The 15,226-nt window shown below is 71.8% G+C and carries 15 protein-coding genes; 7 read left to right on the top strand and 8 right to left on the bottom strand.

The genetic code is table 11. The annotated features are described in order from the left end of the window. Nucleotides 1-2: 2 nt before the first annotated feature. From ACF1BH_RS29800 to ACF1BH_RS29780, 5 genes are read right to left on the bottom strand one after another with little or no spacing between them, the layout of a single operon-like run. Complete coding sequence (locus tag ACF1BH_RS29800; protein WP_391647515.1) at nt 3-1,511, bottom strand: SCO6880 family protein; 1,509 nt, start codon at nt 1,509-1,511, stop codon at nt 3-5. Then, a complete protein-coding gene (locus tag ACF1BH_RS29795; RefSeq protein ID WP_391647514.1) occupies nt 1,501-2,838 on the bottom strand; it encodes a hypothetical protein in 1,338 nt (445 codons plus the stop codon). Before ACF1BH_RS29795 ends, ACF1BH_RS29800 begins: the two co-directional genes overlap by 11 nt. Nucleotides 2,839-2,858: 20 nt before the next feature. Continuing rightward, on the bottom strand, nt 2,859-3,641 hold the full coding sequence (locus ACF1BH_RS29790; RefSeq protein ID WP_391647513.1) for a hypothetical protein: 783 nt from the start codon (nt 3,639-3,641) through the stop codon (nt 2,859-2,861). A gap of 23 nt (nt 3,642-3,664) precedes the next feature. Beyond that, nucleotides 3,665-3,919 carry a hypothetical protein gene (locus ACF1BH_RS29785; RefSeq protein ID WP_391647512.1) on the bottom strand — a complete coding sequence of 85 codons (255 nt, stop codon included), beginning with the start codon at nt 3,917-3,919 and terminating at the stop codon, nt 3,665-3,667. Continuing rightward, nucleotides 3,916-4,704 (bottom strand): hypothetical protein, encoded by a 789-nt coding sequence (locus ACF1BH_RS29780; protein WP_391647511.1) that lies wholly within the window; start codon nt 4,702-4,704, stop codon nt 3,916-3,918. The genes ACF1BH_RS29785 and ACF1BH_RS29780 overlap by 4 nt, the downstream gene beginning before the upstream one ends. A 422-nt stretch (nt 4,705-5,126) precedes the next feature. Here ACF1BH_RS29780 and ACF1BH_RS29775 point away from each other — a divergent pair, with 422 nt between their 5' ends. From ACF1BH_RS29775 to ACF1BH_RS29745, 7 genes are all read left to right on the top strand, one after another. Then, nucleotides 5,127-6,023, top strand: a complete 897-nt coding sequence (locus ACF1BH_RS29775; protein ID WP_391647510.1) for an NlpC/P60 family protein — start codon at nt 5,127-5,129, stop codon at nt 6,021-6,023. After that, the gene (locus ACF1BH_RS29770; protein ID WP_391647509.1) at nt 6,020-6,655 is read left to right on the top strand and encodes a hypothetical protein; all 636 of its coding nucleotides are present in this window, start codon (nt 6,020-6,022) and stop codon (nt 6,653-6,655) included. Before ACF1BH_RS29775 ends, ACF1BH_RS29770 begins: the two co-directional genes overlap by 4 nt. Further along, entirely contained in the window at nt 6,652-8,253 is a 1,602-nt protein-coding gene (locus tag ACF1BH_RS29765) for a hypothetical protein (protein WP_391647508.1), read from the top strand. Before ACF1BH_RS29770 ends, ACF1BH_RS29765 begins: the two co-directional genes overlap by 4 nt. 133 nt (nt 8,254-8,386) lie before the next feature. Beyond that, a complete protein-coding gene (locus ACF1BH_RS29760) occupies nt 8,387-9,316 on the top strand; it encodes a ParA family protein (protein ID WP_391647507.1) in 930 nt (309 codons plus the stop codon). Continuing rightward, a complete protein-coding gene (locus tag ACF1BH_RS29755) occupies nt 9,316-10,497 on the top strand; it encodes a hypothetical protein (RefSeq protein WP_391647506.1) in 1,182 nt (393 codons plus the stop codon). Before ACF1BH_RS29760 ends, ACF1BH_RS29755 begins: the two co-directional genes overlap by 1 nt. 134 nt (nt 10,498-10,631) lie before the next feature. Continuing rightward, nucleotides 10,632-11,429: a hypothetical protein gene (locus tag ACF1BH_RS29750; RefSeq protein ID WP_391647505.1), complete on the top strand. Its 798-nt coding sequence runs from the start codon at nt 10,632-10,634 to the stop codon at nt 11,427-11,429. Continuing rightward, complete coding sequence (locus ACF1BH_RS29745; protein WP_391647504.1) at nt 11,426-12,670, top strand: hypothetical protein; 1,245 nt, start codon at nt 11,426-11,428, stop codon at nt 12,668-12,670. Before ACF1BH_RS29750 ends, ACF1BH_RS29745 begins: the two co-directional genes overlap by 4 nt. A gap of 127 nt (nt 12,671-12,797) precedes the next feature. Here the strand turns inward: ACF1BH_RS29745 and ACF1BH_RS29740 are convergent, their stop codons facing one another. From ACF1BH_RS29740 to ACF1BH_RS29730, 3 genes are all read right to left on the bottom strand, one after another. Next, nucleotides 12,798-13,460 carry a hypothetical protein gene (locus tag ACF1BH_RS29740; protein WP_391647503.1) on the bottom strand — a complete coding sequence of 221 codons (663 nt, stop codon included), beginning with the start codon at nt 13,458-13,460 and terminating at the stop codon, nt 12,798-12,800. A 31-nt stretch (nt 13,461-13,491) separates the two neighbouring features. Continuing rightward, nucleotides 13,492-14,205 carry a hypothetical protein gene (locus tag ACF1BH_RS29735; protein WP_391647502.1) on the bottom strand — a complete coding sequence of 238 codons (714 nt, stop codon included), beginning with the start codon at nt 14,203-14,205 and terminating at the stop codon, nt 13,492-13,494. An 86-nt stretch (nt 14,206-14,291) separates the two neighbouring features. Beyond that, the gene (locus ACF1BH_RS29730) at nt 14,292-14,696 is read right to left on the bottom strand and encodes a hypothetical protein (RefSeq protein WP_391647501.1); all 405 of its coding nucleotides are present in this window, start codon (nt 14,694-14,696) and stop codon (nt 14,292-14,294) included. Nucleotides 14,697-15,226: the final 530 nt, after the last annotated feature.

Genomic DNA, 15,226 nt, shown 5'->3' with positions numbered 1-15,226 from the left:
CCTTACTTGAGCGTGTTCGGCAGCTTCAGCGAGACGTGCTCCGGCAGGATCACGCCGATCGGCAGGGCGGCGAGGAACGCCGCGTCCTGGCTCCCCCAGGCGTAGCGCAGCGCGATCCGGGCCGGGGCCGAGAGGTTGTCCACCGCGGTCTCCGCCGCCAGGACGCGGTGTTCGCCGTCGTCGCTGTCGTTGACCGTGGCGGTGACCACGAGGCCGAACAGCGTCAGCCCGGCGCCGCGCGCCTCTTCCTGGCGGGTCTTGCTGGCGGCCAGGTACTCCGCATCCGCGCGGGCCTGCCCGTTGCGGGACGTCTCCGTACGGGAGCGCGCCGCGCGGAAGTCCCTGTCGGCGATGGCCGCGGCCTCGGCCGCCGAGTGAGGCCGGTAGATCAAGGACACCCGCTTGCGATCGATGTCGCCGTGCGAGGACAGCAGCGAGCGCAGCACGTCGGAGAACACCTCGCCGCGCGGCGCCTCGCCCATCATCCACGTGACGCTGGTCGCGCCGTCGTGCCAGTAGGACTTGGGCTTGGCGACGTGCGTGGTGGGGCCGGCCTGGGACCAGGTGAGCCCGGAGTCGGTACCCGAAGCCCGCGCCTGGTCGATGAGCTGAGCGGCTCCCGGCTCGTAGGCGGTGCGCACGATCTCGGCGAGTTCGGTGGCCGACAGCGGGCCGGCCGCCCCGGCGCCGGTGGAGGCCAGGCGGTTGGTCAGCGACGGCAGGCGGCGGCCGATCTCCACGGCCATCTCCGAAGGCGACCGCACCTTGCGGCCGAGCGAACTGGCCGCGTTGTAGACGAAGGACACGTAGGTGTTGATCGTCGGAGAGCCGGACGGGTAGGTGCGGTCGATGTCCGCCATCACCTGCTGGGCGAGCGGGGAGGCGTTGGCGGAGCGCTGGTGGGCGATTTCGGTGTGCAGCTTCTCGCCCGAGTCCGGGGCGACCTCGACCACCACCTGGAACCCGACCAGGTTCGGCTCGCCGCCCATGGACTGCATGAACTGGCCCCAGTTGGCGACCCAGGTGTCGATGTCGCCCTGGTCGACGAGGGAGCCGCCCTGGGCGCTGCAGGACAAGGTCACCGCGAAGTGCTCAACCTGGCGGTAGTGGATCATGCCGAAGGCGCGGGCCAGGCCGTCGGTCGCCTCGTACATGTCGGAGGCCATCGCCAGGCCCGGCAGCAGCGACTTGCCGCCGGGAACCTTTGAAAGCACGCCGGATCGGTACACGTTTTGACCTTTCATCACGCCCCGTGCCCAGGCCAGGCGCGAGTAGAGCAGGGTGCCCATGTGGCGGCCGTAGCGGTCGCGTACGGCCAGCGGCACGAGCACGAGCGCGCCGACGAACGCCGTGGAGGCCGCGAATGCGAGGTTGATCGGTGCGGATCCGCCGGCCACCGCGAGGAACACGAACAGGACGGCCGTGGGGACCAGGCCGAGCCCGCCCAGGCCCGGCGGGCGGGGGCGGCGCCAGTTTCCGTAGGTCCGCAGCGGTTCGGTCTCAGGAGCCACTGGGGCCACCTCCCTCGGTCGCGTCCTCGAATCCCTCGACGACCTTGTCCTTGACGGCCTTGGCGGTCTGGGCGCCGATGGCGACCGCGACACCGGCGGGCCCGGCGGCGGATCCCGCCGCTGCGGAGCCCGCTGCGGCGGAGGACGACCCGGCCGTTGCCGTGCCCGCCGCTGCCGTGCCGCCGCCCGCGGAGGCCGTTCCGGCTGCGCCACCGGCGGAACCGGTGCCGGCCGCCGTGGTGCTGCTGCCGAGCGACCCGCCGTCGGAGACACCGCCGGACGGAGTGGACCTGCTCAGCCCGACGTTGGAGGACCCCGTGGGGGAAGACTCCGGGGCGGCCGCGCTGGACGAGGAGACGCCGGACGAGGAGGACCCGGACGGGCCGCCGCCGGAACCCATCTCGGACAGGCGGCCGACGGCGTCCCCAGCGCCGCCGATGGACCCGCCACCCGTGAGCGCGACACCGGCAGGCTGCAGCAACCTGAGGAGGGCCGGCAGCACGATGACCGTGGCGGACAGCAGCACGAAACCGGTGATGCCGCTCCCCAGGTCCTGGTTCGTGCCGGAGCCCATCAGCCGGTAGGCCGCCGCATACACCGTTGCGGCCGCGGGCTTGAGGAGGAGGAAAGCCAACGTCCACGACAGCCAGCGGGCCAGCCAGCGCGAGCCCAATCCCGTCACGGCCGTCGAGGCGGGAATGGCGACGGTGCCGGCCAGCAGGACCAGCACAGCCGCCCGGAAGTACATGATGATCAGCTGCAGCAGACTGAAGATGCAGGCGAACAGGACCAGCAGCAGCGGCACTCCCGGGCCGCCGAGTTGCCCAGACAGCCCTACGATCGCCAGCGCGGCCAGGCCCAACTTCTCGTCGGCATGCGCGCCGAGCGACTGGTCGATGATCCAGCTGGTGTAGGAGTCGCCGATCGCGATGGCGATCTGCACGCCAGGGATGAACATGCCGTTGATCAGCACCAACTTGACCATGCCCTGGAGAATGTTGCGCATCTCCTCGCCGCTGCCACGCAGCGAGTACGCCATCCGCGCACCGGCGATGACCAGGCATATCCCGGTCAGCGCGGAGGAAAGCCACAACGTGTGGGTGTCCAACCACTGCGCCACCGACGTGGCCCCGTTGACGGACTCGCCCGCCTTGCCAGTCACGGGGTCGACCCCGGGCGTGGAGACCTTCAACCACAGCGACGTGATCGACTGGACGACCTTCCCCAGACCGGCGGCGAGGGACCGCAGCAGGTCCTCGATCCAGTTGCCGACGGTGTCGCCCACGACATCCTTGGCGCCGTCGCAGCCCCACGAGATGGGGGGCACGCTGCACAGGCCGCCGGGCACTACACGCCCCCGAAGGGGATGTAGCCGTCGAGGCTGGTCAGCTGGACGCCGGGGGTGTTCAGGCCGCCGCCGGGCGGCGGCACGACCTTCCAGTCCCCGCCGGCCCACTGGACGGTGATGTCGGACGACTTCAGCGACTGCGCGGCCTGCGAGCCGTTGACGAGGGAAACGACGGTGGTGGCGTCGGTGTAGGACACGATGCGGAAGCCCGAGATCTGAGCCATCTGCCCGCTCTGGACAGGCTGGTCGATCTTCTTCAGCTGCTTCTCCAGCGCGTCCCGGGCGGGGCCGGGCAGAGCCTGGGCCCGCAGCGGCGCGGTGTCCGGCGCGGACAGAATGGAGCGGTAGAACCCGTTGGCCGCGGCCATGAGCGCCCCGCGCGGGGTGTGCGCGTAGCAGGTGGCCGTCTGCCCGTCGATCTTGAGCGGGCCTGCGCTCTTCGAGCGGGGCAGGGCAACGGTGTTGACGAGGTCCCAGGAGACGTCGTCGGGTGCCGTGGTCGGCACGGTCTTGTCCGTGTCGGACGGTGTGCAACCGTTGTTGTCGCCGTGCTCCGGCGCCTGGTCCCCGCCGCCGGACGTCCCGGAGCCGGGCGACGCCGCGGCGCTGGTCCCGCCCGGCCGGGCCCCTGCTGTTCCCCCGCCGCCCTGGTCGTCATCACCCGAGGTGACGACGACGAAGACGCCCAGCAGGACCACAACGAGGATGATCGCGGCGGATGCAATGAAGAGCCGGTTGCCGCCGGCAGCTTCGTCGCCGTCGCCGGTGGTGCGCTTCGCCATGTGGCGCTCCCCCTAGAGGTTGATCAGACGAGCAGTGCGTTGGCCAGCGTGGACCCGGCGGAGATGATGATGGAGCCGACGCAGGCACCACCGAGCGCCTTCATCGCGCGCTGCGAGCCGTGGCCGCCGAAGTAGGCCCAGCACAAGATCGCGCCGGAGATGATGAACGCCAGGCCGGCGGCCCAGGCGGCGACCCAGGTGACCCAGTCACCGATCCGCGTGATCTTGCTGCAGGCGCCGGGCGGGCACTCTCCGATGGCCAGCAGAATCGTGTTCACCGTGGTTCCTCCGTTGGGTGAGTCAGGTTCAGGTCGAGACGGGTTCGCGGGTCGGGCGGCGGCAAGGCCGAGCCTGGCGGGCCGCCGGGGTAGCCGGTTGCTGCCGGCAGCGGGTCCTGGGCGGGCTGCGGAGCGTACTGCGGCTGCGGGGACGGGCCGGGCGGCAGGGCCAGGGTGATGTGCGGCGGCGGAAGCTGGCGCAACGTTTCCTCCAGCGCGACCAGCGCCTTGATGCGCTTGGCGGGCCGTCCCCCCTCGCGCCACTCCTCGATCCAGGGCACCTCCCAGCTGGCCTCCACCGCGCCGGTCAGCACCCGGATGCGGTCGCGGACGGACCGCGGGGCCTTGGTCGGCGCGTCGGCCATGAGCACCAGGCCAGCGACACGCGTGCTCGCCGGGGCCAGGCCGGTGTGCCATTCCTGCAGGGCAGCCTGCGCGCAGGCGAGGCCGTGCGCGTCCGCCCGCGCCACCAGCACCACATGGATGTTGGAGACGGCGCCGTGGATGTCCGGCCAGTGCCGCATCGCGTCAGCGCCGCCGCCGACGGTGCGCAGAAGCGTGGAGACGCCCGCGCCGCCGTGCACGCCCAGTGCCCACCAGATCGTTCCCGGGGAGGGTGGCATCGGCAGGGTGCCGAGCTGTATCTGCGGGGCCTGCACCGACAGCTGGCGCTGAGCCGGCTGCAGGGTGCGGTGCGTCTGCGGCGGAGGTGCGGGCCGGTGTTCCTGCGGTGGCATGGCGGTGGTCTGCGGGGTCACCCACAGATCGGTTCGTTCGTCCCCCATCCCTGTCCCTTTCTCCGCTACCACAAAAAGCGTGATCGCGGACGATTACAGTACCTTCTCAATCGACCAGGGTGACGAACAGATTCGAACGGCGCGGAATGGCCGTTGATGCCGCGCGAGCTCTATTGGGGCCGACAGGGGGTGTGGGTTATGCGAACTCAGAGAAATGGAAGGCCGCCTGACGGGATATCTGCGGGCTGCGCTTCCCGTTTCCGTGTTCCGAGGCGCCGCAAAGGGTTCATATCGGGCACTCGTGCGCGAAGGGTCCAACTGAACCCACCCAAGACGGGTCTTAGTGGACGTTACATTCCTGTCGGAATGTTTTCTTGGGGATTTGGGCGTGCCGCATGACGGGAATTCAGAAACGAGCTTTTCGCGCCTGCGCAGTAGCAACCGCCCTGAGCTTGGCGGCCGGTTGCGGAATGGTCGACGGCGGCACCACCCGAGGCGGGCTGAGCGACGCCGTCCCGAGCCAGTACCGGGCCTGGATATCGAAGGCGGGCAGCATCTGCTCTCAGATACCGCCCGCCGTCATCGCCGCGCAGATCGAGGCGGAATCCGGGTGGAATCCCCACGCACGGTCGCCGGTCGGCGCGCTGGGGCTGAGCCAGTTCATGCCCGGCACGTGGCAGACGTACGGCACGGACGGCGACGGCGACGGTAAAGCCGACCCGTTCAACCCGGCCGATGCCATCCTTTCCCAGGGCACCTATGACTGCGTGATCGCCAAGGAATTGCTGCCGGGTATCGCCAGCAAACAGCTGTCCGGCGACATCGTCTCCCTGACGCTGGCCGGCTACAACGCGGGATCCGGCGCCGTGCGGCAGTACGGCGGCATCCCGCCCTACTGGGAAACCCAGGGGTACGTCGCCCGGATCCTGAAACTGGCCCGCAAGTACCAGGGCGCGAACGCCTCCGACAGCGGACCGGCGGGAACCGGCGCGGGCGCCAAAGCGGTTGCCGCGGCAAAGAAGTACCTCGGGGCCCCGTACATCTGGGGCGGCGGCGGCGCCTCCGGCCCCACCGGCGGCGGCTTCGACTGCTCGGGCCTGACCCAGTACGCCATCTACGCCGCCACCGGCAAAACCATCCCCCGCACCTCGCAGACGCAGCGCGGCGCCGGCACCTCCGTTGCCCGCGACGCGATGCAGCCCGGCGACGTCATCGTCATCAACAACGACGGGGTCTGGGGACACGTCGGCCTCTACGTCGGCAACGGCCAGATGATCCACGCCCCCCACCCGGGCGACGTCGTCAAGCTGGTCCCCCTCGACGCGTACTGGAAGAAGTACCCGTGGGACGTCAGGAGATTCACATGAGCACGACCACAAGGACCAGGGCGCGCCGCACCGCCGCCGCGGCCGCCGTGGCGATGCTGGTCGCCACGGCGGCGGCCTGCAGCAGCGAGGACCAGGACCGCCCGGCGCCGAAGCCGTCCACCTCCTCCCCCGCGCCGACCGCCCACCCCACCGCCACCTACTCACCCCCGCCGACGATGCCGACAGGGAAGCCCGGCACCCCCAAGGGCGGACTGCCCAAGGACGTCGACGAGAAGGACGCCACCGCGGTGGCCAAGGCCATCGCCGAGGTGGCGTTCACCTACGACACCCAGCTCGACCGCACGCGGGCCGACGCCCAGCGCCGGACCGCGCGATGGCTCACCCCCGCCTACGCCAAGACGGCCCTGGGCCAGCCCGTCGCCCCGCCCGGCGCCAACTGGGACCAGATGGCCGCCCACCACGGCTACACCACCGTCACCGCCCGCCAGGCCCACGACACCGCCCCCGCCGGCACCCCGACGAGCGCCTACCGCCAGTTCGAGGTCACCGTGAAGTTCCGCGGCCGCGGCAGCTGGACGGGTCCCGACGAGCACTGGGTGACCTGGCTTCACCTCACCCGCAGCACCGCCAGCAGTCCCTGGAGAGCCGACAGCATGCGAGTTTCCGCGTGACCCAGCACACCGACCCCGCCGCCGTACCCGCCTGGCCCGCACCCGAGGTCCGCCTCACCGGCCAGGGCACCGTCGACGTCGACGGAGTCACCCTGCGCCCACCGGCGGACCTCGACCCCGCCGAGGCCCGCCGGTGGGCGGTCCAGCACGTCGCCAGCAAGTACGCACGCCTCGGCCGGCCGATCCGCGTCACCGCCATCGAAACCGACGGCGCCCGCATCCCGCTCATCGTCCACCCCGACGGCACCGTCCAGGCCGCTCCCGTGGAAGTACCCACCCGTCGCCGCGGCCTGCGCCTGCCCGCGCCCGCCCCCCGCAAGGGCAGCGTCGACCTGAACAAGAAGCCCGGCCAGCAGGAACCCGCGGCCGCCGCATCGCAGGCCCGCGGGCTCATCGCCGCAGGCGTGTTCCTCGGCGTCATCGCCCTGATCGCCGTGATCGTCCTCACCGCCGGCGGCAGCGGCGACCCCACCCAGGCCCCCAACACCCGCACCCGCGCCACCGCCTTGTCACCCGCCACCCCGCCACCGGCGAACCTCCCCGTACCAGCCCCTGACGGATGGACGACCCGCGCGGCCTGGGCCCTGCCCGTCACCGCCGACGTCACGCCCGCCGTCGCCCCCGACGGAACCGTCGCCGCCGTCAACGATGACGGCGACCTGGCCGTCATCGACCCGGCCACCGGCATCACCCGCTGGACCGCAGACCTGTCCGGCAGCGCCGGAGCGCTTGTGTTCACCCGCATCGACGGCCACGACGTCCTCGCCCTCAGCAGCGGCCAGACCCTGAACTACTGGCCCCTCGACGGCACCGAGCACCCACGCACCACCGTGGACCTCCCGGCCAGCGGCGGCACCCTCTCCTTCACCGGCACCTCTCCCCTGGCCGCCCTCGACCAGGCGACCGCCGGCGTCATCCGCAGCGACGCCGTCCGCACCGTCGACCTGCCGGTGAAATCCACCGCGCTCGCCGCCGACGGCACCGACGTCCTGGCCGCCGACGCCACCGGCCACGTCTGGCACCTCTCCCCCGACCAGCAGCGCCCCGGAAAAGCCCTCAAACTGCAGCCCCCCGGCGGCAAGAACAACAAGAGCGGCGCCCACCTGACCCGCGTCCTGGGCGTCGACAGCACACGACTGGCCGCCCTCTGGCAGACCGGCAACACCGTCTCCGCAGTGGTCTACGACGCCCGCAGCGGCAAGCAGCTCGCCACCGCCAAGGCCGGAACCGACGCCGACACCTCCACCATGCGCGCCGACGGCGACCTGGTGGCCATCGGCCCGCTGCTCCTCAACACCGCCGACGGCAGCGGCCGCAACGTCACCGGCACCACGCCCCAGGCCGCGGCCGGCGGCCGCATCTACGCCGTCGACCAGCAACAGCGCACCCACGCCCTGACCGCCGACACCGACACCGTCATCGGCGGCGACGACGTCGCGCTCCCCCTAGGCGTCGCCGACCGGCGTGCCCTGGTCGTCGCCGACAAGCTCGGCCAGCGGATGCTGTACGCCCTCACCCCCGGCACCGGCGGCCAGCAGCCCGCGCCGGACGCCTCCGGCCAGGTCGACCCTCCGCAGCCCCCGGGGCAGGGCCGGTAGAGGCAACGCGGCAGCAGGTACGTGTAGTTGAGCCGGGGCGCGGACAACCCCTGGCACCACTAGCGGAATCGCCCCGTCCGGCAACGAGACCGACGGGGCGACCGCCGTGCTTCACCCGCTACGGTTGCGGGCTATGCGAGAAACACAAGCACAGACCGTACAGGTACCGCCTCTGCGCGACGACCTGGCGTTCCTCGACATCGTCACCGAATGGGACATCGAGTCGGACTACCAGAAGTGGCGGCCGGGCATCGTCGTGCCCGCCACATTCCTGTCCGGCCCCCAGCTGTCGTACGTCATCGCGGTGGCTAACCAGAAGGGCGGCGTAGGCAAGACGCTGACCGCCTTCGAGCTGGCCATGGCCATGGTCGCGCGCGGCAAGCGCGTGCGCCTGATCGACGCCGACCCGCAGGCAGCCTCCCTGACCTCCTGGCTCCGAGTCGTCTACCCCGACGGCCTGCCCGTCGAGGAGCGGCGCTCCCTCACCGACGTGTACTTCGACCGGTGCACGTTGAAGGAGGCCACCTACCCGACGGCCTATCAGGGGCTCTACCTGGTCCAGTCCTTCCCGGACCTCGCCACGGTCGAAAGTGAGCAACCGACCGGTTCGGAGACCTGCCTGCGCTTTCATCTGCGGGAGGAGAACGACGACGTCGACGTGACGATCATCGACTCCGGGCCCAGCCTCGGCACGCTCACCGTATCGGCCCTGGTCGCCGCGCATGACGTGGTGATCCCCGTTCAGGCGGCAAGCGGCCTGGACATCGAGGGCGCCGCCGCGCTGCACCAGACCCTCGGAACCGTCACCACCCGCATGAACAGAGACCTGCGAGTGGCCGCCATCTTCCTCACCGACTTCGAACGCTCCAAGCTGGCCCGCAAGATCGGCGGCGAGATGGCGAAGGCATTCCCGGACGCGCTGGTTGTACCTGCCCGAACCTGCGTGAAGATCGGCGACGCCCAGTTCGCCAAGCAGGCCCTGCGCCACTACGCGCCGGAAGCCACGACGGTGCTGGACTACGACCGCGGCGCCGGTTTCCTCCTCAACGGGGCGGCCCGCTGATGTCCATTTCGAACATGTTCTTGTCGCCGGAAGCGCAGAATCCGTCGTCCGCCGCCGTGGCGAAGCGCACCGAAGCGCTCCTGGACGGCAGTGGCCGGGCCGCGGCCGACCCCATCGAAGCCCTCCGCCAGCTCCGCGCTTCGCTGCCGGACCTGGACGACGTGCGGCCGGTGGGCGAGGGAGACACCTCGGACCTGACCGACACCGAGTTGCGGCAGAAAGAACAGACCGAAGGCGCCATCCGCACGGCCGTCGCGGCCGGCAACGAAGCCGTATGGATCATCGCCGAGGGCATGCAGCGAGCCGCCAAGGGCAAGTGGTGGCGGCGGAGTCACGACACGTACGAGGCATACGTGCGCGACCTCACCGGCCGCTCGGCCTCCTATGTCCGGCGGCTGCGCGCCGGCGCCCCGCTCGCACTGGAAACGGCGTCCCGCACCGGTCACATGCAAAACCCCGGCCAGAACGAGCAGACCCGAAAGGTGCAGAGCCAGTTCGGCACCGACGCCGCGGTCATGTTCTTCGACGTGGTCAACGAGGTCGTTGAAGAACTGGGAGGCAAGCCCACCGCCGAGGACCTGCGCGCCACCCGCGAGGTGCTCCCGGCCGCCCTGCCCGAGGTGCCCGAGCAGCAGCGCGTCGAGATGGAACGCGCCGCCCGGCGCGCCCTCGGACACGGCCCGGACACCGCGCCCGATGAGGAGACGGAGGACGGGGAATCGAACAACTCGAACAACGGCGTGCGAATTCGCACACCGGAGGCCGCCGGCGGTGGGCAGCAGACCGAGGCGGCAGGCAGCCCGGCGGACGACGCCACGGGCGGCACCGAGGAAGAGATCGTCGATGCCGAGATCGTTCCCGAGCCGATCGTCGCCCTGATGGACGCCATCAAAACGCTCAACGCCCTCAACAAGAGCATCAGCAAGGACACTTTCACCCAGGCCGCCCAGGAAGGCGAGGCGGCGGAGTACGCCGAGCTGCGCTCCAAGTTCCTGACCAGGGCCACGACCCTTCAGAAGAAGGCGCTGCGCGCGCCCGCCGTCTACAGCCCCGCCCCTTCCTGCGGGACGTGCGGGACCTTGACCGCGCCCAGTACGGCGGACGTGACGCCCGGCAGGGCCGGCGCCTACTGGTGGTGCTCGGCGTGCGAAACAACCCAGGGCGACCGCAAGCCGCTGTAGGGCGCGCGCCCTTCCGCCCTGAGGCAGGCCGGCCCGCACCCCGTGTGCGGGCCGGCCTTCGCGTTGGGTGCACACCTTCGTGGCATTGTCAGTGTTCCGCTGACAATGGGGCATGTCAGTGAAATGCTGACGCCATGGCGATGGATTCCACGAAGAGGCGCGCGCTGAAGCAGGCGGCCGAGGAGCTGCTCAAAGACCGCTACAACGACGGCCGCGACATCCACGACCCCGCCGCGGCAATGAAGTCCGTACGGGCCGCCGCGTACGGCCACCACTCCACCCGCGGAGAGGGGCGCTCGGAGGTACCGGTCGACGACGTCCTGGCCGCCCTCACGCAAGTGGAAGGCGCGCGCCAGCAGCTGGAGCGACTGGAGCTGGACCTGATCCGCGCAGTCCGCGCCCGGGGAACCTCCTGGCAGAGGGTCGCCGACAGCCTCCTCCTGAGTAGCCGGCAGAGCGCGGAGTCCCGGGCGATGCGGCTGGAGAGCGCCGCCAACAACAACCACCAGGACCATGACGTCGCCGGTGCACGCCTCCAGCGCTCCCGCCAGCGAGCCGCTGACGCGTGGTGCGAGACGCACGAGGACCGCATCCGCGCCGTCGGGGAGCGTCTCTACGACGCCGCGGGCGCCTGGACGGAGATGGACACGAACGTGCTGGTCGCCTCCCACATGCACCAGCTGGGCGCCACGCTCGCCGCCGGCGGCAGCGGCCCGCAGCTGATGCAGTGCCTGGAGCACCTGAAGGTCACGTTCGCTCCGTACGGCGAACCGCGCCTGGCGCCGACCACCGGCGCGCGGGCCGGCGGCAAGGAGGTCACCGTGAAACAGGCCGCCGTGGCAACCGAGGCCCGCGACGCGATGCTCACGCTGATCGACGAACTCTCCAACGTCCGTCTCGCGGTCGTCGGCGCCCGGGAGACCCGGTCGTGACCGCCGTTGACCGGTCGCTGACCGGCGGGGCACTGCTCGCGGCCGCCGCGGCCGAGGTGACGAGCTGGCCGTCGACCAGCGCGTCCCGCGCCCGCCAGGTGCGCTGGGTCGCCGGCGAATACGGCCGCGCCCTGGCCCACCCCGACCATCCACTCACCGACGAGGCCACCGTCCAGGAGATCTACCGCTACGAACACGTGGCGCGCTACCTGCGACTGGCCCGCAGCGGAGCCCTGCGCCTCCGCGCGGCCCGCGACCCGGGCAAGCGATCCGACAACAGCGAACAGATCCGGCTGGAAGTCCTGAGACTGCTGGTGAAGGCGTGCGGCGCCGAGAGCGACGCCGCCCTGCCGGCGCAGCCCGACCCGCCGAGCAAGCCCACGGTCGGCACGCGCCCGCGGTCGCTGCTGCGCGCCCAGCTGACCGAGCTGGCCGACGCGCCCGGGGCGACCGCCGGCAGACTGCGGATGCTCGCCATCGGCGCGGTCGTGTCCGACACCGGCGTCCGGGCCGGTGAACTGTGCGCACGGACCGTCGAGGACCTCTCGCCGACGCTGGAGCAGCTGCGTGTCCTGCGCCGACCGCAGGGCTGGAGTGAGGCGGACGCGTACGTGGAGATCTTGCCGCTGTCCGGCCTGACCCGGGCGGCGCTGCGGCGGTGGCTGCCCGAGCGCCAGGCGCTGCTCGCCCGGGGCGCATCCGGCGAGCTGTGGGTCTCGCTGCGCGGCAACCACCTCGGTGGGCAGACCACCCCGGCCGGGACACCGCTGCAGCCGCGGGGCCTGAGCCGTGCGTGGACGCGGGCGGTCGAGGAGACGAACGCCGAGATGGCCGCCGAGCCCGACTGGCGGCCGCTGCCGACGCGCATGGAGCAGCTGCGCCGCGGTGTCCGGCCGACGGCCCGCAAGGCGCCCCGGGAGCCGGACGCCGAGCGGGCCGCTGCGCTGCTGGATGCCGTTGCCGTTCGCGGCCAGGAGCTGGCGACGGCCCGGTCGGAGGAGGTGGGCACCACCGCGGAGCTGGCGGCCCGGGTCGCCGTGCGCCAGGCGGTGACCGAGGCGTGGGCAGAGGGTGTCGAGCACGCGGTGCAGCTGGCCGTCCTGGCGGAGGCTGGCCTGCATGCCGACGTCGCGCTGGCGGCCGCGGGCTGGGAGCCGGCGCTGCTCGCCGCGGTCGACCGGGCCAGGGGGGCGGGCAGGCCGACCCGGGCGGTCGCCGCAGCTGAGCCCACCCCGACGTGAACACAGCGGCACGAAAGTCCGTGTCAGCGATTCACTGACACGGACTTTCGTGCGTCACCCCTGGCCACTGGTCAGAAGCGTCACCGGTCGTCCGAGCTGGTCCCAGCACGCCATCGGTCGGCGGTGGCTATCCCGCATGGGTGGGGAGTTGAGTCAGCGGCGATTGACGCCCCTTCGGTGTCGCACCGACGGCGTCCCAGTCAATCCGGGACGAGCGCAGCACCCGATCGAGGTCGGCCTGACGGTACAGCCGGACCGTGATGTCCTTGTACCAGGCGGACACGGTGGTCTCCGAGTGTGTCAGCAGGCCCGCGCGCAGTAGGTGGTCGAAGTCCGCGGGGCGCAGCCCGAGGACGGCCGCCGCGTCGTCCCGGGTGTACGTGCGGCCGGCGGCGGAGGCCCGGGCCACCTTGCGGCGGTCGGTGAAGCGCTCCAGCGTCAGCCCGCAGTACAAGGTGTGCCCCTTGTACTCCCCGCGGCGCGGGAGGTGCCCGCGCCGGGCGAGTTCGGCGGCCGTGCCCGGGTGGACCGTCAGGCCGTCGAACTTCTCGGCGAGGTACTCCTCCGCGCGGCCCGACCCGACGTCGGGCACGGTGCCGACCGCCGCGCGCACCGCGTCGAGGCGGGCGACGACGTCGTTGAAGACGTCGGCCGACCAGCGGCCGCCGAGGTCGGCCGCGGGGATCAGGTCCAGGCGCCGGGCCCGCTCGAACTGCCACTCCGAGAAGCCGAGCCGGTCGCCGAACTGGCGCGGCCCGTAGTCGGGAAGGGCCTTGAGGGTGGTGGTCACGTGCATCGCTCCTTCGTCGCGAGGGGAGGGGTCAGAACCGCACCGTGGATTCCGGCAGGTCGTCGGGCCGGGGCTTGCCCCAGGGGTCGAACGGCGGCTCGTCCGAGTACAGGTGGGCGGGCGGGCGCCACAGGCGCAGCAGGGCTTCAGCGACGCTGTCGCCCTCGCCCTCGCCGATCTCGCCGCCGTCCGCCTCCTTGGCGCGAACGATGTACCGCTCGGGGATCGGCTCCTGGACCAGGTCGCCTTCCTCGTCGGTGGCGCCGTCCTGCCCCGGATCGAATGCGAGGGTGATGGTGCCGCCCTCCCGCAGGAAGGCGTCGATCTCGATGCGCTCACCGTCCGGTGGGAGGTCGACCAGGGTGAGGGCGGCGACCAGGGCGACGACCGGGCGCCGGTGCCGGGTGAGGATCTGCGGCGCCCCATCGGGGAAGCGGGTGGCGGCCAGCACCACGTCCGCGAGCTTGGGGCGGGCGGAGGTGAGCGGCCACACCGGGCACCGGCCGGGGTCGGCGACCTTGTCCAGGGGGGCGAGGGCGGCCCACGTCGGGTAGCCGAGGCTCGCCGTGGTGTCCATCGCGATCAGGGTGACGGTGCCGTCCTCGGCGGCGGCCACCAACTTCCCCCACCGGGTACGGGCGTCCTCCACTCCGACGGCCGGGCCCCACTGTTCGACCAGTTCCTTGTACCGGGGAGGCACCTGCGCGGGCACGCCGGCGGGTCCTGCGGGCTTCGTCTCTTCCATGCCAATAATGTAAGGCACCTTACGGAGTTTCCGTAAGGTGCCTTACAGAAAATGGCTGAATCAGGCGTGGTGACCGGAAGGGGTGATCAGGCCTGAGACCAGTCGACGCCGCGCACGCACAAGGCGCCCTCCGCCATCTCCTCCGGCGCCGCCAGGGGAAGCGACTCCCGCCGCGGCCGGGGAGGCGGAGGTGGCGGGAGCAGCCCGGCCTGATGCTCCAGCGCGGCACGCAGGGCCTCCACTGTCGCGCCGGCGCCCGCCCTCCAGCCGAGAGCGGTCGTACGGGCCAGCCCTTCCGGCGGCTGTGCCGCCTGCTCCACGAGGTCCAGCGCCAGCGCGAGCGCCGCCACCTCCACCATCGAGACCAGGGCGGCCGGGCCCTCCTCCACCACTGTCCGACCGCACGGTTTCCAGCCCAGCTCCAGCCGCTGCCGCGCGCGCCGACCTCGGGCGCGGAGCCCCTGCGTCCACTTCTTCTGATCGCTCGTCACGGCCCCACCGTAGGGGCGGAACCGGGAACGAGGGGCTCGACACGAACCCCGCGATCCGCCCGTCGTCGATCGGATCGCGGCGCAGCAAAAACGTCCGTTTTCGCTCCACTTCCCGCTCCACAGCGCAGGACCCACTTCGGGCGGTGACGCCGCCGGCCCAGTGAACGCTCCGTGCACCTCAGCCGTGATCACGCAGACCGCGACCGAGAAGGGGCGCAGCAGGGCCCAGGAAGGCCCGGTACACCCTTCGGGACACCTGGGGCCCTGAGCGACTCCCGGACCCGCACAGGGCCGCTCAGGGGCGCGCCGCCCTTCTCCTGTGGTCGCCGCGCGCAGCGCGTCCTTTTTCATCTCTGACCCGCACGTACGAGGTCAGGCCAGCCCCCACGGGCGGGGGCCCGTCATCACCTGGGCCACGGTGGTGCGTCAGTGCGCCGGCGTCCCGCGCCCCCGCAGGTGACGGGCCCCCGCCCCACATCCACCTACCCCCTAACAGGCCCATGGATTCGAGGAGCCAGCACGTGCCCGCC

It is taken from the genome of Streptomyces sp. NPDC014733, from assembly GCF_043083385.1.
Classification (GTDB): domain Bacteria; phylum Actinomycetota; class Actinomycetes; order Streptomycetales; family Streptomycetaceae; genus Streptomyces.
This window is presented reverse-complemented; position numbering and strand designations above follow the sequence as displayed.

What these genes read in the sequence shown, in the direction of transcription:
- ACF1BH_RS29790 (WP_391647513.1), bottom strand. Translation starts at nt 3,641, where the DNA reads ATGGCGAAGCGCACCACCGGCGACGGCGACGAAGCTGCCGGCGGCAAC.
- ACF1BH_RS29780 (WP_391647511.1), bottom strand. Translation starts at nt 4,704, where the DNA reads ATGGGGGACGAACGAACCGATCTGTGGGTGACCCCGCAGACCACCGCC.
- ACF1BH_RS29775 (WP_391647510.1), top strand. Translation starts at nt 5,127, where the DNA reads ATGGTCGACGGCGGCACCACCCGAGGCGGGCTGAGCGACGCCGTCCCG.
- ACF1BH_RS29770 (WP_391647509.1), top strand. Translation starts at nt 6,020, where the DNA reads ATGAGCACGACCACAAGGACCAGGGCGCGCCGCACCGCCGCCGCGGCC.
- ACF1BH_RS29760 (WP_391647507.1), top strand. Translation starts at nt 8,387, where the DNA reads ATGCGAGAAACACAAGCACAGACCGTACAGGTACCGCCTCTGCGCGAC.
- ACF1BH_RS29755 (WP_391647506.1), top strand. Translation starts at nt 9,316, where the DNA reads ATGTCCATTTCGAACATGTTCTTGTCGCCGGAAGCGCAGAATCCGTCG.
- ACF1BH_RS29750 (WP_391647505.1), top strand. Translation starts at nt 10,632, where the DNA reads ATGGCGATGGATTCCACGAAGAGGCGCGCGCTGAAGCAGGCGGCCGAG.
- ACF1BH_RS29735 (WP_391647502.1), bottom strand. Translation starts at nt 14,205, where the DNA reads ATGGAAGAGACGAAGCCCGCAGGACCCGCCGGCGTGCCCGCGCAGGTG.